Origin of the sequence: Pantoea sp. BL1 (genome assembly GCF_000963985.1) — a bacterium.
GTDB classification, from domain to species: domain Bacteria; phylum Pseudomonadota; class Gammaproteobacteria; order Enterobacterales; family Enterobacteriaceae; genus Pantoea; species Pantoea rwandensis_B.
On record NZ_JZRH01000009.1, the window covers coordinates 31,628 to 48,514 of the forward strand.

19 protein-coding genes and 1 riboswitch are annotated in these 16,887 nt (G+C 53.7%); of the genes, 9 read left to right on the top strand and 10 right to left on the bottom strand.

Annotation, left to right across the window (positions count from 1 at the left end):
- The first annotated feature begins 377 nt into the window (after positions 1–377).
- Positions 378–1,292 carry a sugar ABC transporter substrate-binding protein gene (locus tag VH86_RS05690; protein ID WP_045832208.1) on the top strand — a complete coding sequence of 305 codons (915 nt, stop codon included), beginning with the start codon at positions 378–380 and terminating at the stop codon, positions 1,290–1,292.
- Between the two features lie 140 nt (positions 1,293–1,432).
- Here VH86_RS05690 and VH86_RS05695 read toward each other — a convergent pair whose 3' ends face one another.
- A complete protein-coding gene (locus VH86_RS05695; protein WP_045814125.1) occupies positions 1,433–1,927 on the bottom strand; it encodes a GNAT family N-acetyltransferase in 495 nt (164 codons plus the stop codon).
- 62 nt (positions 1,928–1,989) lie between these two features.
- On the opposite strand from VH86_RS05695, the gene VH86_RS05700 reads away from it, so the two are divergent.
- Complete coding sequence (locus VH86_RS05700) at positions 1,990–3,822, top strand: ABC transporter ATP-binding protein (RefSeq protein ID WP_045814126.1); 1,833 nt, start codon at positions 1,990–1,992, stop codon at positions 3,820–3,822.
- On the opposite strand, the gene VH86_RS05705 is transcribed toward VH86_RS05700, so the two are convergent.
- The 3 genes from VH86_RS05705 to VH86_RS05715 form a co-directional block, all read right to left on the bottom strand.
- Positions 3,819–4,943, bottom strand: coding sequence for a GNAT family N-acetyltransferase (locus VH86_RS05705; protein WP_045832209.1), 1,125 nt, complete (start codon positions 4,941–4,943; stop codon positions 3,819–3,821). The genes VH86_RS05700 and VH86_RS05705 overlap by 4 nt on opposite strands.
- A gap of 152 nt (positions 4,944–5,095) precedes the next feature.
- Complete coding sequence (locus VH86_RS05710) at positions 5,096–5,425, bottom strand: type II toxin-antitoxin system RelE/ParE family toxin (protein WP_045814128.1); 330 nt, start codon at positions 5,423–5,425, stop codon at positions 5,096–5,098.
- Complete coding sequence (locus VH86_RS05715; protein WP_045814129.1) at positions 5,394–5,630, bottom strand: ParD-like family protein; 237 nt, start codon at positions 5,628–5,630, stop codon at positions 5,394–5,396. Before VH86_RS05715 ends, VH86_RS05710 begins: the two co-directional genes overlap by 32 nt.
- A gap of 189 nt (positions 5,631–5,819) precedes the next feature.
- On the opposite strand from VH86_RS05715, the gene VH86_RS05720 reads away from it, so the two are divergent.
- The 3 genes from VH86_RS05720 (at position 5,820) to VH86_RS05730 (ending at position 8,377) form a co-directional block, all read left to right on the top strand.
- Positions 5,820–6,719 carry a LysR family transcriptional regulator gene (locus tag VH86_RS05720; RefSeq protein WP_045814130.1) on the top strand — a complete coding sequence of 300 codons (900 nt, stop codon included), beginning with the start codon at positions 5,820–5,822 and terminating at the stop codon, positions 6,717–6,719.
- 99 nt (positions 6,720–6,818) lie between these two features.
- A complete protein-coding gene (locus VH86_RS05725; RefSeq protein WP_045832210.1) occupies positions 6,819–7,760 on the top strand; it encodes a glutathione S-transferase family protein in 942 nt (313 codons plus the stop codon).
- 11 nt (positions 7,761–7,771) lie between these two features.
- Positions 7,772–8,377 carry an alpha/beta hydrolase gene (locus VH86_RS05730; protein ID WP_045832211.1) on the top strand — a complete coding sequence of 202 codons (606 nt, stop codon included), beginning with the start codon at positions 7,772–7,774 and terminating at the stop codon, positions 8,375–8,377.
- Here the strand turns inward: VH86_RS05730 and VH86_RS05735 are convergent.
- The 4 genes from VH86_RS05735 to VH86_RS05750 form a co-directional block, all read right to left on the bottom strand.
- Entirely contained in the window at positions 8,374–9,171 is a 798-nt protein-coding gene (locus tag VH86_RS05735) for a sugar phosphate isomerase/epimerase (protein WP_045814132.1), read from the bottom strand. The genes VH86_RS05730 and VH86_RS05735 overlap by 4 nt on opposite strands.
- Positions 9,172–9,289: 118 nt before the next feature.
- Positions 9,290–9,667 carry a fluoride efflux transporter CrcB gene (crcB, locus tag VH86_RS05740; RefSeq protein WP_045832212.1) on the bottom strand — a complete coding sequence of 126 codons (378 nt, stop codon included), beginning with the start codon at positions 9,665–9,667 and terminating at the stop codon, positions 9,290–9,292.
- A 91-nt stretch (positions 9,668–9,758) separates the two neighbouring features.
- A riboswitch (Fluoride riboswitch) is annotated at positions 9,759–9,834 on the bottom strand.
- 53 nt (positions 9,835–9,887) lie between these two features.
- Complete coding sequence (locus tag VH86_RS05745) at positions 9,888–10,229, bottom strand: plasmid stabilization protein (protein ID WP_045814134.1); 342 nt, start codon at positions 10,227–10,229, stop codon at positions 9,888–9,890.
- A 7-nt stretch (positions 10,230–10,236) separates the two neighbouring features.
- Complete coding sequence (locus VH86_RS05750) at positions 10,237–10,464, bottom strand: type II toxin-antitoxin system Phd/YefM family antitoxin (RefSeq protein ID WP_034819917.1); 228 nt, start codon at positions 10,462–10,464, stop codon at positions 10,237–10,239.
- Positions 10,465–10,555: 91 nt separating this feature from the next.
- Here VH86_RS05750 and VH86_RS05755 point away from each other — a divergent pair, with 91 nt between their 5' ends.
- The gene (locus VH86_RS05755) at positions 10,556–11,473 is read left to right on the top strand and encodes a nucleoside hydrolase (protein WP_045832213.1); all 918 of its coding nucleotides are present in this window, start codon (positions 10,556–10,558) and stop codon (positions 11,471–11,473) included.
- A 197-nt stretch (positions 11,474–11,670) separates the two neighbouring features.
- Positions 11,671–12,492 carry a DUF4225 domain-containing protein gene (locus tag VH86_RS05760; RefSeq protein WP_045814136.1) on the top strand — a complete coding sequence of 274 codons (822 nt, stop codon included), beginning with the start codon at positions 11,671–11,673 and terminating at the stop codon, positions 12,490–12,492.
- On the opposite strand, the gene VH86_RS05765 is transcribed toward VH86_RS05760, so the two are convergent.
- Positions 12,489–12,803 (bottom strand): hypothetical protein, encoded by a 315-nt coding sequence (locus VH86_RS05765; RefSeq protein ID WP_045814137.1) that lies wholly within the window; start codon positions 12,801–12,803, stop codon positions 12,489–12,491. The genes VH86_RS05760 and VH86_RS05765 overlap by 4 nt on opposite strands.
- A 411-nt stretch (positions 12,804–13,214) precedes the next feature.
- Positions 13,215–14,243 carry a zinc-binding alcohol dehydrogenase family protein gene (locus tag VH86_RS05770; RefSeq protein ID WP_045832214.1) on the bottom strand — a complete coding sequence of 343 codons (1,029 nt, stop codon included), beginning with the start codon at positions 14,241–14,243 and terminating at the stop codon, positions 13,215–13,217.
- A 135-nt stretch (positions 14,244–14,378) separates the two neighbouring features.
- On the opposite strand from VH86_RS05770, the gene VH86_RS05775 reads away from it, so the two are divergent.
- Positions 14,379–15,281 carry a GntR family transcriptional regulator gene (locus VH86_RS05775; protein ID WP_045832215.1) on the top strand — a complete coding sequence of 301 codons (903 nt, stop codon included), beginning with the start codon at positions 14,379–14,381 and terminating at the stop codon, positions 15,279–15,281.
- A gap of 172 nt (positions 15,282–15,453) precedes the next feature.
- A complete protein-coding gene (locus VH86_RS05780) occupies positions 15,454–16,806 on the top strand; it encodes an MFS transporter (protein WP_045832216.1) in 1,353 nt (450 codons plus the stop codon).
- Positions 16,807–16,887: the final 81 nt, after the last annotated feature.

Consider the following 16,887-nt stretch of genomic DNA (forward strand, 5'->3'; position numbering starts at 1 on the left):
GCCAGATGTGAGGTGGTCATTGTGCGAATGGAGGAATCCTTGCGGTAATTTTGCGTCCGTTTTGGCATCTGCCACAAAGCAGGGTGCGGCGCTGCACAGAACCTTAAATAAGCCGATGCTTTTGCACCGGAATGTGCGCCAGCTCTGAGAAAACCTTCGCAACATCACTATGAGCCTGCAAATCATCATCCACCGGCTCGTCACATGAGGCCGCCAGCATGATGCACCCGCGAGCAAAATGTGCGCTTAGCTGCAAAATCCATACATGTTGATTGTCAGGGTCCTTACCGCCTCGTAGTCTGAAAATGATTTCATTGAGCCATTTTAAATCTCATTGAAACATTCATTCTAATAACAAGCTTATCCTGGAGTCCGCGATGAAAACCCTCAAGGCGATACTGTTGCTTGGCCTGCTGTCCAGTTCTGCCTCCGCTTTGGCAGAGAAAATCGGCGTATCAATGGCGTATTTCGATCAGAACTTTTTAACCATTATTCGCCAGTCGATTGATAAAGAGGCCAAGGCGCGCGGACTCGATGTGCAATTTGAAGATGCACGCGGCGACGTTGGCCGTCAGACCGATCAGGTGCAGAGCTTTATCGGGGCGGGCGTTGACGCCATCATCGTCGACCCGGTGGATTCCGCCAGCACGCCGCAGCTGACCAGGCTGGCGCAGCAGGCGAAAATCCCGCTGGTGTATGTGAATCGCACGCCAGGCGACAAAACGCTGCCCACGGGCGTAGTGTTTGTCGGTTCGGATGAGCGCGAGTCCGGCACGTTGCAAATGGAAGCCCTGGCGAAAATGGCCAACTACAAAGGCAATGTGGCGATCATGATCGGCAATCTGACTGATGCGGGCGCGCTGCAACGCACCAAAGATGTGGAGCAGGTGGTGGCGAAACATCCGGGCATGAAAGTGGTGCAGAAGCAGCCGGCCAACTATGCACGTAATGAAGGCATGGATCTGATGCTCAACTGGATCGGTAACGGCGAGGCGATTGATATCGTCGCCGCTAACAACGATGAAATGGCGATTGGTGCTGCGATGGCGCTGGCGAAGAGCAACAAGAAGATTCTGGTCGGCGGGATCGATGCCACGCCGGATGGTCTGAAAGCCATGGCGCAGGATAAAATGCAGGTCACCGTGTTCCAGGATGCGATTGGTCAGGGTAAAGCCTCGGTGGATGTGGCGCAGAAGCTGATTAAAGGCGAGAAAGTGGATTCACACGTCTGGATCCCGTTCGAGCTGGTGACCAAAGAGAACATGCAGAAGTACGTGGAGAAGAGTCAGTAACGTTTGCACGGTCGCCATAAATGGCGACCCTACGAACCCCTCATCCCCTCCGTAGGGTGCGCATTTATGCGCACCTGGTCAAATATCGCAAAAGCCTTAATGACGCCTTTATGCGCGCCTGATCAAAACCCGCACGTCACTTAATCGCGCAGTTTCGCCATCACCACGATGTCGTGATATTCACCCTCACGCAGACAGGCTTTGCGTTTCACCCCTTCCTGCTCAAAACCCAGACGCTGATAGAGGCGCAGCGCTCGTGCGTTATCGTGAAACGCTTCCAGCTCAATACGTACTATGCCGAGCCAGTTAAAGGCATAATCCATGGCGTTACGAATCAGTTTTTCACCGATTCCCCGCCCGCCAAACGCCGGATCGACGCTGATACCAAAACTGATGCTGTGGCGCGTGCGCGGCCGCTGCTCAACAAACAGCGTTAGCTCGCCCACCATCTGGCCATCAATTTCGGCCACAAAGCCGATATAGCCTGCCGCGTCCATGTTCTCGAATTTTTTCTGCCAGGTTTGCACACTGGGAAACGGCAACTGCGTGGTCCAGCGATAGACCTCAGGGTGGCTGTAAAGGCGTTGGTATGCAGCCGCATCGGTTGGTTCGCGACCGCGAATGATCAGATCCATGTCGGTAATCCCTTTCAATTGCACTAAGCTGTTAACTCTTACCAAACGGAAAGAGTGACTGTATGTTGTATCGTCGTTTTGAACGTTTTATCAATATTTTCCAGGATGCACCAACCGATTCTCCCCCTTCCAGCGTCTGGCCGTTTTACCTCTATTATCTGCGTCAGGTGTGGCCGAGCTTTGTCGCCCTGCTGATTGTGGGATTAGCGCAGGCGCTGATTGAAGTGGCGCTGTTTAGCTACCTTAGCCGCATCATCGATTTAGTGAATCACTCAACGCCCGCCACGCTGTTCACCGACAACTGGCAGGTGCTGCTATGGATGGGTTTTGTCGCGCTGATTCTGCGGCCAGTGATTATCGCGCTGCACGATATGCTGGTGCATCAAAGCATTAACCCGAGCATGACCAGCATGATCCGCTGGCAGCATCATAACTACGTGCTGCGCCAGAGCCTGAACTTCTTCCAGAACGATTTCGCCGGGCGCATTGCTCAGCGCATCATGCAGACCGGTAACTCCCTGCGTGATTCCGCGGTGCAGCTGGTGGATGCCATCTGGCATGTGGTGATTTACGCCGTGACGTCACTGGTGCTGTTCGCCGAAGCCGACTGGCGTTTGATGATTCCGCTGATTATCTGGATCGTTGCCTATAGCGTGTCGCTGAGCTTCTTTGTGCCGCGCGTAAAGCAGCGTTCGGTGGTTTCATCAGAAGCGCGTTCTAAATTGATGGGCACCATCGTCGATGGCTACACCAACATCGCCACCATCAAACTGTTCGCGCACAACGATTTGGAAAAGCGCTACGCGCGCGAAGCCATTCAGGAGCAGACCGACAAAACCCAGCACGCCAGCCGCATGGTCACCACCATGGATATCACGCTGTCGACGCTGAATGGCCTGTTGATTGTCAGCACTTCCGGGCTGGCACTGTGGCTGTGGAGCCAGTCGCTGATCAGCGTCGGTGCGATTGCATTAGCCACCGGCCTGGTGATTCGCCTGGTGAACATGTCCGGCTGGATTATGTGGGTGGTGAACGGCATCTTTGAAAACATCGGCATGGTGCAAGATGGATTGAACACCATCGCGCAGCCACTGAGCGTGCAGGATGAACCGCAGGCGAAAAACCTGCAGGTGACGAGCGGGCAGATTCGATTTGAAGATGTACGCTTTGATTACGGCGGCAGCCGCCAGGTGATCAATCGCCTCAACCTGAATATCAAACCGGGTGAAAAAATCGGTTTGATTGGGCCATCCGGCGCGGGTAAATCCACGCTGGTGAACCTGCTGCTGCGACTGTACGACATCAACGGCGGGCGCATCCTGATTGACGATCACAACATCGCCGAAGTGACGCAAGAGAGTCTGCGCGGCCAGATTGGCATGATTACTCAGGACACCTCACTGCTGCATCGTTCGATTCGAGAAAACCTGTTGTACGGGCGACCGAACGCCACGGAAGATGAACTGCAGGCGGCGATTATTCGCGCCCGTGCCGACGAGTTCATTCCGCTGCTGTCCGATCCACAGGGCCGCACCGGGTTAGATGCACATGTGGGTGAGCGCGGGGTGAAACTGTCGGGCGGTCAGCGTCAGCGTATCGCCATCGCCCGCGTGCTGTTGAAAGATGCACCCATTCTGATCATGGATGAGGCGACTTCCGCCCTCGATTCCGAAGTCGAAGCGGCGATCCAGGAGAGTTTGGAAACGCTGATGCAAGGCAAAACGGTGATTGCCATCGCGCACCGCCTTTCTACTATCGCCAAAATGGATCGACTGGTGGTGCTGGATAAAGGTGAGATTGTTGAGATGGGCAATCACCGCGAACTGCTGGCGCATAATGGACTCTACGCGCGTCTGTGGCAGCATCAGACCGGTGGTTTTGTCGGCGAAGATTAATCGCCGCGTCGATACGGCAGGGCTTCGCGCGCCTCAATGGCATAGGCGCGAATCCCTGCCCGTTCCTGCACTAAATACTCTTCTACGGCTTCACGCAATCCCGGATGGCACAGGTAGTGCCAGGAATGGGTAATCTGCGGCTCGAAGCCACGCACCAGTTTGTGCTCGCCCTGCGCACCGGCATCAAAACGCTGTAATCCTTCGGCAATGGCGAAATCCATGCCCTGATAAAAGCAGGTTTCAAAGTGCAGACGGTCAAACTCTGCCAGACAGCCCCAGTAACGCCCGTACAGCGAATTGCCATCCACCAGATAGAACGCCATGGCGGCCGGATGGCCCTGCAGCGTGGCCATGACCACGCGAATCGAGCGCGGCATGCGTTCGGCCAGCAGGCTAAAGAATTGCCGGGTGAGGTAAGGACGTTGACCACGTACCGCATAGGTGTTGGCGTAGCAGATGTAGACGAAATCCCACTGATCTTCGCTGAGTTCGTCACCACGATACCAGTTGAACTCAAAGCCGCTGCTTTGCACCTGCTCACGCTCTTTGCGCAGCTGTTTACGTTTGCGTGACATCAGTGTGTCGAGGAAATCCTGAAAATCGCGGTAGCCTTTATTATGCCAGTGATACTGGATGCCGAGACGCGCGAGCCAGTCGGGCTGCTGTTCCATCACATCGTTGGCGAACGGCGTGGTGAAATTGATATGTGCACCGCTCAGGCCATGCTGTACCAGTTCATCAGGCAACGCCGCGAGCAGTTGGCTGATAGCGGCTCCTTCACCCAATAAACGCGCACCGGTGACCGGGCTAAACGGGATCGCACCCAGCCATTTTGGATAGTATTGAATGCCGGCGCGGTGGCAGGCATCGGCCCACGCATGATCGAATACGTATTCACCTTGCGAATTGCGTTTGCGATAGCCCGGCAGCGCGGCGCTGAGCACGCCCTTTTCCCGCCACAGCAAGTGATCCGGTTGCCAGCCGTTTTCCGGCCGCACGCTGCCGCTCTCTTCCAGCGTGAGCAGAAAGGCATGGCGTAAAAACGGTTGATCGTCAGGTAACAGCGCATCCCATTCGAGGGCGGAAATCTCCGCCAGCGATGACAGATGAAGCAAAGACATGCATGGCTCCCGGCCAGCTAAAGGCGAACAACTAGTTCAACAGGTTTTGTTGCAAGGGAAAAGAGGGGGCGCACTGAATGTGAATCGACTGGAAGGGGCTTGAGGATGAAAAAAAGCTTCCACCACTTGAGGAAGCTGTAGTGCAGGATCGTTTAGCCGATAAGTTTCAGGTCACCTTTGCGGTGGCGTTTCTGCTCATCATAGTAATTCTCATGCGTGCCGAGACTCAGCAAATAGATTTCCAATCTCTGATCTACCCAACTGTAACCCAACAGATATTGCTGCTTACCCAAGTAAAACTTGTGCACCCAGAGATAGCTCAGATCACCTTTCTTGCGTTCGCCTATCTCTGGGTTCGCAATGATGCGATCAATCTCTTCATCAACACCCTCCTTGTCCTGTTCCGTCAGGCGGTTAAAAGCCTTCTCAAAACGACCTGTTTGATATACTTCAACTTCCTGTCCGGTCTTTTCTGCGCACATATTTTTTGACCTTGCCGTTATCCATTTCTGCTTTAGCCAGTAAGATCTCATTGATGAATGAGAACGTCAGATCGGGATTATCCTCTGCTATGCGACCAATCCTGGCCCAGTGCTCAATCTGTTTTGGCACGCTGCGACTCATTGCTTCGGCATGTGTTCTCACATCTTCAACGAAATCATCGTCTAAGCGAATGCTGGTTGCCATATATAAACCTCTTGTTGTCGCCACCCGCGACGGTGTGGTGAGGGTGTACTATCAATACGTCATTGCCTGACGTACAGCAGATGAGATTGTGCGACATTTTGTCGCATTTAGCAATTTATGATAGCAACGCGATTTATCGTTGATCATTAACGAGTGTGTATACTCACCCTTTTCACCTCAGGAACCGCCATGGATCGCCTCGATTGTGACCGCATGTTTGTCGCTGTGCTGGAAGTAGGCAGTTTTGCTGGTGCCGCGGAGCGCCTTGGCACCAGCAGCGGGCAGGCGTCCAAGCTGGTTTCCCGGCTGGAACAAGAACTGGGCGTGCAGTTGTTTAAACGCAGCACGCGTGCACTGTCACCCACGGAAGTGGGTCGCGCCTATTACGAACGCGTGAAAACGCTGCTGGAGGCGTTCGACACGCTGGATGCCACGGTGCGAGAAAACGCCACCACGCCGACGGGGCGCTTAAAAATAAGCGCGCCCGGCACCTTTGGTACAGCGGTGCTCGCCAGCGTACTCGTGGCGTTTGCACGTCACTATCCGCTCATTGAACTGGATGTTAACTTCTCCGATCGTGCAGTGAATATCGTCGATGAGGGCTTCGATATGGCGATTCGCATTGGCAAGCTGGATGACAGCAGCCTGATTGCACGTCGTCTGGGCGATGTACCGATTCGCGTGGCGGCCTCGCCGGGCTATCTACTGCAGCACAGCACACCGCAGCACTGGCGTGACCTCGCGACGCATCAATGTATTAGCGACACCAACTTCCGCGATCCCTGGCACTGGCCATTTGTGACGCCCTGCGGCGACAGTGTCAGCATGCCGATTCGTGGCCGCTTGTGTTTCTCCAATACCGAAGCTTGTTTGCAGGCAGCGATTGCCGGATTGGGTATCGCCCGTCTGCCCGGTTTTATTGCCGCACCAGCGCTACAACGAGGCGAAATCGTCTCGCTGCTGGATAACTTCGCCACGCCGCCGATGGGCTTGTTTGCCCTCTATCCCCCCGCCCGCCATCTGGCGCAGAAGACCCGCTTGCTAATCGATTTCCTCGCCGATCATTTCCAGCAGCATCCGCCCGGCTGATTCCTTCCAATTTGGAAGCAATGAAAGCCATTTTGCCCGGATTATCACCTAACCGGCAGCGCGGTATGCTCACTCCATCACCAGAGAGGAGTCGAGCATATGTTGGTTAACGGTAAGTGGAGCGCAGAGTGGCACCCGATTCAAGCCACCGATAAACAGGGCGGATTTGTCCGTCAGACGTCCAGTTTTCGCCACTGGATTACCGCAGACGGCTCCAGCGAATTTGCCGCCGAGCCGGATCGCTATCATCTGTATGTGGCGCTGATCTGCCCCTGGGCTTCACGCACGCTGGTCGCACGCAGTCTGAAAGGACTGGAGAAAGTGATCAGCGTATCAGTGGTAGAGCCGCAACTGGGTGCTCAGGGCTGGCACTTCGGTGATTATCCGGGCTCCGACCGTGACTGGCTCAACAAAGCCGAGTACATCCACGAGATTTATACCCGCGCTGATGCTGACTTCACCGGCCGCGCGACCGTGCCGGTGCTGTGGGATAAGAAAACGCAGACCATTGTGAATAATGAGTCAGCTGACATCCTGCGTATGCTCAACAGCGGTTTTGGCGATCTGGCAGACAACAGCCTCGATCTTTATCCAGAGGATCTGCGTGCTGAGATCGACGCGATCAACGCATCGATCTATCCACGTCTCAACAACGGCGTGTATCGCACTGGTTTTGCCACTACGCAGGTGAGCTATCAGCAGGCGTTTAATGATGTGTTCAGCCAGTTAGACGAACTTGAACAGCGTATGAAAGATGGCCGTACCTTCCTGCTCGGCGAGCGCCTGACTGAAGCCGATATTCGGTTGTTCGTGACGCTGGTGCGTTTTGACGTTGCCTATCATGGCCTGTTCAAATGTAACCTGCGCCGCCTGCGCGACTATCCGCTGCTCGATCGCTATCTGAAGAGTATGCTGGCAGTTTCAGGTGTGCGTCAGACAGTGAACATCGACCATATCAAACAGGGCTACTACTCGATTAAGGCGCTGAACCCGAATGGGATTGTGCCGGCGGGCCCGGATATGGCGGATTATGGTTTATAAGGAGCAGGAAGATGGCAAAAGCATTAGTGATTTTTTTACATGGGGTGGGCAGTAATGGCGACGATCTGGCGGTACTCGGCCAGCATTGGGCCAGCCTGCTGCCGGATGTGGCCTTTGCCTCGCCGAACGCGCCCTATCCATTTGAACATGCGATGGGTTATCAGTGGTTTAGCCTGACGGGCATTACCCCAGAAAATCGTCCTGCTCGCGTGCGTCAAGCCCGCGAGGCGTTTGATGAAACACTGCATCAACTGATGGCGCAGCACGGTATGGCGGATGCCTGGGATAAAGTGATTCTGGTGGGCTTTTCTCAGGGCTCGATCATGGCGCTGGATGCACTGGCATCTGGCCGTTATCCGCTGGCGGGCGTGGTGGCGTTTTCCGGCCGGTTGTCTTTTGAGGGTGCATTAACACCCAACCCGCAGACCCCGGCCCTGCTGATTCACGGCAAAGTGGATGATGTGATTCCGTTTAGCGAGAGTGAGTCTGCGGTAGCGCGTCTGCAGGCGGCAGGCGTCACGGTGGAAGCGCGCTATGAAGCTGCTACCGGCCACACCATTTCGTCACAGGGTGCGATGCAGGCAGCCGCATTCATTGCCCAGTGTTTGCAGGACTAAGGCCAGTAGCGATTTAATGCGCGCCAGGCTTGTTGCGCGGCCACTTCCGGCGGTTGCGCTTTCAGCCCATCGTTGAACACTTCAATGCCGACCGGGCCACGATAGCTGGCACTTTTTAGCTTATCGACAAAGCGATCCACTTCAATAATGCCGTCACCGGGCAATAAGCGCTGGTGACGCGCAAAATCGCTCAACGCGCCCCTCTCTTGCGGCGGTATCTCTGCCATATCACACAGCTGCACTTCATAGATACGATCGGCAGGAATGCCATCCAGCTGCGAGGCATCACCGCCTAAAGCACAGATGTGGAACAGATCGACCACCAGTCCAATATTCGGCTGGTCCAGACGCTGCAATCGTTCCCACGCCAGCGGCAGCGTATTATCCACGCTGCACCACGCCATGGGTTCGTACATGATGCGCATGTTATAGCGCGCGGCTTCCGAGGCCATCCAACGCAGATCTTCATCGATGCGCTCCGCCACGCAATCTTCACGCGTGGTGGCCGGTGCCTGAATGGTGTTGCAACCGATAGACTGCGCAATCTGGATAAACTGCCGCAGCTCTTCACGCTTCTGTAAACGTTCGCGGTCAGGGCTGCCGGTAAAGTCGCGCAGTACCTGAACATTGGTAAATCCCAGGTTTAACTCTTGGGCCAGCTGCGGCGTACTGGCCTCCACATCATCTCGCCAGATTTCGACCTGATCGAAACCGGCGGCACGGGCCGCGCGCAGTTTCTGCTCAGGTTCACCGTTTAACAACACCAGGTTAAGGAATTTGGGGTTACTTCGCATCAACGGGCTCCCTAATCGTCCGGATAAATCGGTGACAGGTTCTGCTTGTCACGCAAACAGAACAGCGACCAGTATCTACCTCTTAGGCGTTATTTCAAGCCCGTGATGCGCAGGGCCTTTATCCCAGCAGATTCACCACCGCAAAGCCGGCGAAGGTCATCAGCAGTGAACCCATCACATGCACCATCACGCTCGACATCGCCCAGAGGTATTTACCGGTTTGCAGCAAGCCGACAATTTCCGCTGAAAAGGTAGAGAAGGTGGTTAAACCGCCGCACAAGCCAGTGACGATCAGCAATTTCCAGAAAGGGTCAATATGCGGATTGCGGACAAAAAACGCCAACGCTGCACCGATGATAAACCCGCCAATCAGATTCACCATTAAGGTGCCCGGCGGCAGATTAGGAAACAACGCGTTGAACCGCAGGGAAATGAGCCAGCGTAGCGAGCAGCCCACGGCACCGCCAAGCACAACAGCCAGTAACGACTTCAACATACTTTTGGAGCTCCTGAAATGAGTTACGCGCAGGGCCGCGGCAGGACAGAAAAACGCCTGACACACCGCCGTCTCCCGCGCAGGGATACGAGTGTTGTCAGGCGTCATCAGCCGTCTGTTTCCAGAACGGCGGTTGGGGAAGGTGGCACGCCATCACCTTAGGGGGACGATAATACGCTGGCGCAGCGGGGGTGACAATACACCAGAGATCAGTGCGTCATTAATGCACAAGTATGCGTCGCAATAATAATTGTTGGATGCTTTGCCGGTATGACACAAGCACATGAACGAACACCGTGTTTTCTTCAATTGAAAATAATATGCGGTAGTTTTCACTGCTGTTGAATTCGCGGTAACGCGTGACACCCAAATCAGCCAATTGGGAACTCACGGGGCAACTTGAAGGAAAATTGCGTACTCGCGATTCAAACTCGTCAATCACTCGCGCAATGATAGCGTTGTAATCGTTACCTAAACGGCGATGAAAAGCAGAAATCTTTTCCAGACTTAATCGAACAGTGGGGAGATAAATAATAGTGAACTGCTCATCCTTGTGCTCCATATCATCCTCACAGGCCTTCGAGTAACTGTTCGCGAGTCATACCTTTCCCAGCAGCTTTATCCTCTTCCGAGAGGGCCAGCAATTTAAGTAGAGCTAGCGTTTCATCCCGTTGTTGGCGCTCTTCCCAAGACTCAATAACATACGCTGGTGTGCCGTTTTGCGTCACAAGAATTGGCTCGGAAAGATCGAGAGCGGCTGCATTTTTTTTGATATAGCTAATCGTTTCGATTTTCATAAACACCTCCTGAATAGACTAAATTTAGACTTTTTATGTCCTGGTGGCAATGGTTGTTTATCACCCATTTTAAGAACAAAAGGAGATCCCGATGCGTACCCTGATTTTTGACACTGATATTGGCGTGGATGACGCTTTTGCGCTGGCCTATGCGGCTAAAACTCAGCAGCTGCTGGGCATTACCACGGTATTCGGCAATGTGGCGGTGGGCCAGGCAGTGAAAAATGCCCGACTGTTCTGCGAAATGATGGGGATTGAAGCATCGGTGTATTGCGGCTGCTCGCGTCCGCTGGCGTTGGCCCCTTCTGCGCCTGCCACGCTGCACGGTCTGGATGGATTGGGTGATGCGTTCGAGAACTCACACAGTGAAGAAGCACCCAGCGCGGTGCAGTTTATTATTGATAGCGTGCGCGCGCAGCCTCATGCCATCACTCTCGTGGCGATTGGTCCGCTGACCAATATCGCCAGCGCCATCAATCAAGCGCCGGATATCATTCCACTGGTGAAAGAGTTAGTGATCATGGGCGGTGCCTTTGGCACTGACGGCCATTCCGGTAACGTCTCACCGTTTGCCGAGTTCAATATCTGGAAAGATCCGCATGCTGCCGATCAGGTGCTGGCCTCGGCGCTGCCGGTGGTGATACTCCCGCTGGATGTGACGCACAAGGTGCTGATTACCGGCGATGAAGTGCGGCAGTTAAATCAGCCGGTATTGAACGCCATCTGCCGTCCTTATCTGGCCTACAGCCTGCAAAAAGAGGGATTTGATGGCATGGCGCTGCACGACACCTTGACGCTGTCATGGCTGGCATTGCCGCAGGCGTTCACCGTGACCGAAGCACCAGTGCGCGTGATAACGGAAGGCATCAGTCGTGGCCAAACAGTACGGCGTCTCAGCGCCCTCGCCTCACGTGAAGATCCGTTTGCCGGACTCCGCCCGCAGCGCTTGTGCCTCGGCGTGGATGCCGAAGCGGTACGGGAACACTTTTTTGCCGCATTGCAGGCATAATATTCTTGTTCGCGATCAATAGCCTAATACCTGTAGATTAAGCGACAGGTATTAGGGTATCTGACGCTCAATAAAAAGAAAAATCACGCTAAGTTATTCTGGATATGTGTAAACCCAACACCCACGTTAATTTCTCATTTTACAGAAGGGTCTGAATAAGTATTATCAAGTCATCTACCAAACAAAGGATTTGTGAAATGGATGAAGCATTACTCGCTATGATGCGCTCGAATGGGCGTAATAAGGCTTGGGCAGAAACGATGGTAAATCTTGAAGCCCGGAAACTGATTGAAACAGCCAACCGTCTAGGCGGCTTCCACATTAAAGATGGACTGACCCGACTCCAGTTCGTGCAGGAAATAAGGGATGTTATTGAAGCTCAGTTCAAGATTGCCAGGCGGGCAAAGACCGATGAGGAATGCATTGCCTGCATAAAGAATCTTCGCGAAGAAACAGATAACCTTATTGAGCAAGACAGGTTATTAAGAATGAAGACTGCGCAACTGTACGCTAAGGTCGAATTTGTCAGGCAGAACAACAAAATTGTTGGTTACACCCTATCTGCTGTCCATATTGCCATATCGGGTATTGCTCTCTTTACCGGCTTCATGATGATATCAACGATGACGCCGATTGGGATGCTGGCCGGGGCTGTGCTCGTTACTGATGGATTTAATGGTGTATCACAGGAAGTTATCAATCATTTATCGCCTGCAGGTAGTGCTCATTCAGAAGGTATTTTTGGTGACGCCGCTATGGAAGGGGCTGAGTTCTTAGGTTTTAAGCCTGAGACTGGACTCGCTTTTTACAATGCAGTCACACTTACAGCCAGTGTATACAGTGTTTTCGGAGTAGCTAGAAAAGCCGGGGCGTGGCGTCTTTTCAGATCGATGCCTACCGATTTTTTCCGAAAAGTTGACAGTATGAGCAGGCCAAAGCTCACAATGAACATCGTGGGCTATGGCCTAAAAGCAAAAGTCGTGTTTGACCTACTGACTTTAGACCATTCGTCACATTAAGGCCGATTTGCCCGCCAGTAGCGCCATGACTTGTAGCAAAGCACTGGGGGCTGGCCAATCATCATAATCGCAATGCCAAACAGGAAAGCCACTCCACCAGCAATAATTTTTATTCCGGTACTAAACAACACCAGCAATAAAAAAACGATTGTGCACGCGGCGATGATCCAGGTGAGCGTACGGAATCGCCTTGCAAGGTCAAGGATTGCCTCATCAAGCGTCCCGCCATAGCTTTGGACATTATTTTTAACTATCTGCAATTCCGAAGAACTGAACCCAGAACGTAACAGCCCCTCTTCGCTGACTAACATAGCCTTCATCCCTAAATTTTTTGAATCAGATTGCAGGCAGATATAGCAGAATTTTTACTATCAATCGACCTTATCAATTTAGACCGCTACTTCACGTAATTCCGTCTGTTAATATGACATCGAGAGTTGAAGGCCAACCTTCATAGAACGTACGGTAAACGTAAATTCTATGTGGGACTTCGTTGACTTGGCGCTTTAATACCCTGTAGTGGTTTAATAGATTCGGTTCATTGCTGCGGATCACCTGCCCCTTAAAAGCCCCAGATTGCACTTGCGCGCAAACGCAAATAAAGCTGCCATTTCTAAACTGGCAGCTTAGTTGAATGAGGCTTTAACAAAAAAGCATTGCATCATAAATGGCAATACTACGGATTCTCAGAGCCTGGCCCAGCGCGCAGTTAAGCGCACCGACTACCTCGCAAAATGAATCACACCTTTAATCAGCTCACGATTATTAATCACCTCTGGCTCAAAGGTCTCCGCCAAAGTAGAAAAGTCATAATGCCGATTCAGCATGATATCGGCGCGTAGCTGACCCGAAGCCATTAGTTCGCCGACTTTCGTGAAGTCTTCGTGTGTGGCATTGCGACTGCCCATCAAGGTGGTTTCGCGTTTATGGAACTCGATATCCGGGATCACCAAATCGCCTTTATGCAAGCCGACAAACACAATGGTGCCGCCATGACGAATCAGCTTCACCGCACCGTTCATCGCCGCTGGGCTGCCGGTGGCATCAATCACTTTCGCTGCCAGACGTCCGCCAAACTCCGCACGCAGCGTGGCTTCGAAATCCTCGGCCATCGGGTTGAGGGTCGCGAGCCCCAGTTTGTCTGTGACATGCGCGCGTCGCGGTTCGCTGGTATCGGCCACCACCACCTGGGCACCCGCCGCAGCCGCTATTGCCGCGACGCCGAGACCAATTGGCCCGGCACCCACCACCAGCACCTGCTCATCCGCTGCCACCGCCGCCCGACGCACCGCATGCGCGCTAATGGCAAAAGGCTCGATCAGTGCCGCCGCTTCCGGCTCTACATCATCAACAGCTAACAGGTTGCTGGCGGGTACGCTGAGGAACTCGCAAAAGCCTCCATCCTGATGTACGCCAATCACCGATATATTTTCGCAGCAGTTGGTCTTCCCACTCAGGCACGCATCGCACTGCTGGCATGAAACATAAGGAATGAGCGCCACGCGCTGGCCAACCTGGAAACCCGTTACCCGACTGCCCAGTTCCACCACTTCGCCACACAGCTCATGGCCCAGCACGCGTGGATAGCTAAAGAACGGCTGGTTACCCGCCCAGGCATGAATATCGGTGCCGCAAATCCCGGCGGCGATCGGTTTAATCACAACCTCCTGGGCGGCCGCTGTCGGTTTCTCTCGCTGCTGCCACACCATTTTGCGTGGTTCGGCAACCACCAGAGTTTTCATTGTTGTCATGGGATTCTCCTGTGCTGATGTCGCAGTTATGGCGAAAATCGCTGATATCCGCTTTTTGCACATCCCGAACTGTGAGGCAGGCCAATTTTTTTGGGCTTTGTGTGGTTTTTAATAAATAAAAAACCGGAGAATCGCATGAGCCGAAGCCTGAATTTACGCCAGAACGTGATCAATCAAATGCTGGAAGGCATCGCTAAACGGCACATCCGTTCTCCGCTGCCACCGCAGGCTGCGCTGGCTGAAATGTTCAATATCAGCCGTACCACCGTGCGCCATACCTTGCAGCATCTGCATGAGCGCGGCGTGCTGGATAAGGTTGAGGAAACCTACGTTATCGTGCGCGATCCCAGCGAAGAGGATGGCTTTAGTGCATTAACGCCTCCGATTGACCAGCAAGCGCGACAGTTTGAACAGACGTTTTTTAATCTGATCAATCAACGCCAACTCATGCCCGGCGATAGCTTTAGCGAGTTGCAGTTGGCGCAACAGGTGAAAACCAGTCCTGTGGTGGTGCGCGAGTTTCTGCTGCGGTTTATGCGTTACGATCTGCTGGAACCGGTAAAGCGCGGCCATTGGCGCATGAAAAAGTTTGATCAACTATACGCTGAGAACCTGTTCGAACTGCGTGAAATGCTGGAAACACATGCACTTACCCGCTTTCTCAACCTACCCTCCAGTGATGAGCGCTGGATTCAGGCGCGCGACCTGTTAGATCGCCACCGTGCCATGCGTGACACCATCGCCAGTAACTACCGCCACTTTGCCGCGTTGGATAAAGAGATGCATACGCTGATTCTGTCAGCGGCTAATAATCCGTTCTTCAATCAGTCACTGGAGATCATCTCCGTGATTTTTCATTCGCATTATCAATGGGATGAAACAGATTTAAAACAGCGTAACATCGTGGCACTGGAGGAACATATGGCTATTCTGACCGCGCTAATCAGCCGCCGGGATGTCGAAGCTTTGTGCGCGTTACATAACCATCTTGGTACGGCGAAGTCATCGATGATCCGCTGCATTCGTCAGTACAATTAAAAACCGATTAAAAACCACAATTCTGAAGCGCCCGCACGAATCTGAAACATCCTCGCAACATCCCAACCGGTTTACTTCTAGTCTCCAAAGCAATCCGTTGTGGCAGCACCGTTTCGCTGCCGCAGGACCCCAACCCTCGATAACGATAAGACCCCAGACCTGGGAGGTTGCAATGGAAAATACATCTGCAAGTGGCCGTGACGCTGCGCCAACATCCGTCGCCGATGGACAAGACTTTGTCCCGGCACGCGGCGATGTGGTGCGCTCACCGCGCATTAAGAAGATTCAGCTGACCGCCATGTTGCTGCTGCTGTTTGCTGCCATCATCAACTATCTCGATCGTAGCTCGCTGTCAGTGGCAAACATGACCATTCGTGGAGAACTGGGCTTATCCGCCACCGAAATTGGTGTGCTGCTGTCGGCATTCTCGCTGGCCTACGGCCTGGCACAGTTGCCCTGCGGCGCGCTGCTGGACCGTAAAGGGCCGCGCATCATGCTGGCGCTGGGGATGTTTGTCTGGTCACTGTTCCAGGCCGCTGCCGGTCTGGTGCATAACTTCACCCAGTTTGTGCTGGTGCGCATCGGATTGGGCATCGGTGAAGCGCCGATGAACCCGTGCGGCGTTAAGGTGATCAACGACTGGTTCAACATCAAAGATCGCGGCATGCCGATGGGCATGTTTAACGCGGCATCGATGATTGGTTTGTCGATTGCGCCACCGATTCTGGCGGCGATGATGCTGGTAATGGGCTGGCGCGGCATGTTCGTCACCATCGGCGTGCTCGGGATGTTCCTCGCCATTGGCTGGTATTTGATGTATCGCAACCGCGATAACAGCAAGCTGAGCGGTGAAGAGATTCACTATCTGCAAGCCGGCAGCGTGGCATCACGCAAAGAGCCGCTGAGCTTTGCCGAGTGGCGCGGTTTGTTCAAGCAGCGCACCATGTGGGGCATGATGATTGGCTTCAGCGGCATCAACTACACCGCGTGGCTCTACATCGCCTGGCTGCCGGGTTATCTGCAATCGACCTATCATCTGGATCTGAAAAGCACCGGCTTGCTGGCGGCGATTCCATTCCTGTTTGGCGCAGCGGGCATGTTGCTGAACGGCTATGTGGTGGATGCGTTGGTGCGTCGTGGAATGGATGCGGTGAAAGTGCGTAAGGTATCGATTGTCAGCGGCATGCTGCTGTCTGCGGCCTTCACCACCTTCGTCACCCGTGCAACAGACACCACCAGTGCAGTGACGCTGATTGGCATGGCGCTGTTCTGCATTCACTTTGCCGGGACATCTTGCTGGGGCTTGATTCACGCGAACGTCACCGCGCGTATGACGGCTTCCGTGGGCAGCATCCAGAACTTCGCCAGCTTTGTGTTTGCTTCGTTCGCGCCGGTGATCACCGGTTGGGTGCTGGACACCACCAAGTCATTTAGCCTGGCGCTGATGATTTGTGCAGGCGTGGCCGTGGTGGGTGCACTGGCGTATTTGGTGCTGGTGCGTAAACCGATTACGGATGGGGTTTGATTCCCGGTGCGCATTAATGCGCACCCTACGAAAACCGCACCAAGCCATTGTAGGGTCGCCATTAATGGCGACCCAAACGCG

Bases quoted from the DNA above. Each gene is read 5' to 3' on its own strand.
- VH86_RS05755 (WP_045832213.1), top strand. From the start codon at position 10,556: ATGCGTACCCTGATTTTTGACACTGATATTGGCGTGGATGACGCTTTT.
- VH86_RS05705 (WP_045832209.1), bottom strand. From the start codon at position 4,943: ATGTCTTTGCTTCATCTGTCATCGCTGGCGGAGATTTCCGCCCTCGAA.
- crcB (WP_045832212.1), bottom strand. From the start codon at position 9,667: ATGTTGAAGTCGTTACTGGCTGTTGTGCTTGGCGGTGCCGTGGGCTGC.
- VH86_RS05780 (WP_045832216.1), top strand. From the start codon at position 15,454: ATGGAAAATACATCTGCAAGTGGCCGTGACGCTGCGCCAACATCCGTC.
- VH86_RS05775 (WP_045832215.1), top strand. From the start codon at position 14,379: ATGAGCCGAAGCCTGAATTTACGCCAGAACGTGATCAATCAAATGCTG.
- VH86_RS05690 (WP_045832208.1), top strand. From the start codon at position 378: ATGAAAACCCTCAAGGCGATACTGTTGCTTGGCCTGCTGTCCAGTTCT.
- VH86_RS05760 (WP_045814136.1), top strand. From the start codon at position 11,671: ATGGATGAAGCATTACTCGCTATGATGCGCTCGAATGGGCGTAATAAG.
- VH86_RS05710 (WP_045814128.1), bottom strand. From the start codon at position 5,425: ATGTGCGCAGAAAAGACCGGACAGGAAGTTGAAGTATATCAAACAGGT.
- VH86_RS05770 (WP_045832214.1), bottom strand. From the start codon at position 14,243: ATGACAACAATGAAAACTCTGGTGGTTGCCGAACCACGCAAAATGGTG.
- VH86_RS05720 (WP_045814130.1), top strand. From the start codon at position 5,820: ATGGATCGCCTCGATTGTGACCGCATGTTTGTCGCTGTGCTGGAAGTA.
- VH86_RS05735 (WP_045814132.1), bottom strand. From the start codon at position 9,171: ATGCGAAGTAACCCCAAATTCCTTAACCTGGTGTTGTTAAACGGTGAA.
- VH86_RS05695 (WP_045814125.1), bottom strand. From the start codon at position 1,927: ATGGATCTGATCATTCGCGGTCGCGAACCAACCGATGCGGCTGCATAC.
- VH86_RS05745 (WP_045814134.1), bottom strand. From the start codon at position 10,229: ATGGAGCACAAGGATGAGCAGTTCACTATTATTTATCTCCCCACTGTT.
- VH86_RS05700 (WP_045814126.1), top strand. From the start codon at position 1,990: ATGTTGTATCGTCGTTTTGAACGTTTTATCAATATTTTCCAGGATGCA.
- VH86_RS05730 (WP_045832211.1), top strand. From the start codon at position 7,772: ATGGCAAAAGCATTAGTGATTTTTTTACATGGGGTGGGCAGTAATGGC.
- VH86_RS05715 (WP_045814129.1), bottom strand. From the start codon at position 5,630: ATGGCAACCAGCATTCGCTTAGACGATGATTTCGTTGAAGATGTGAGA.
- VH86_RS05750 (WP_034819917.1), bottom strand. From the start codon at position 10,464: ATGAAAATCGAAACGATTAGCTATATCAAAAAAAATGCAGCCGCTCTC.
- VH86_RS05725 (WP_045832210.1), top strand. From the start codon at position 6,819: ATGTTGGTTAACGGTAAGTGGAGCGCAGAGTGGCACCCGATTCAAGCC.
- VH86_RS05765 (WP_045814137.1), bottom strand. From the start codon at position 12,803: ATGTTAGTCAGCGAAGAGGGGCTGTTACGTTCTGGGTTCAGTTCTTCG.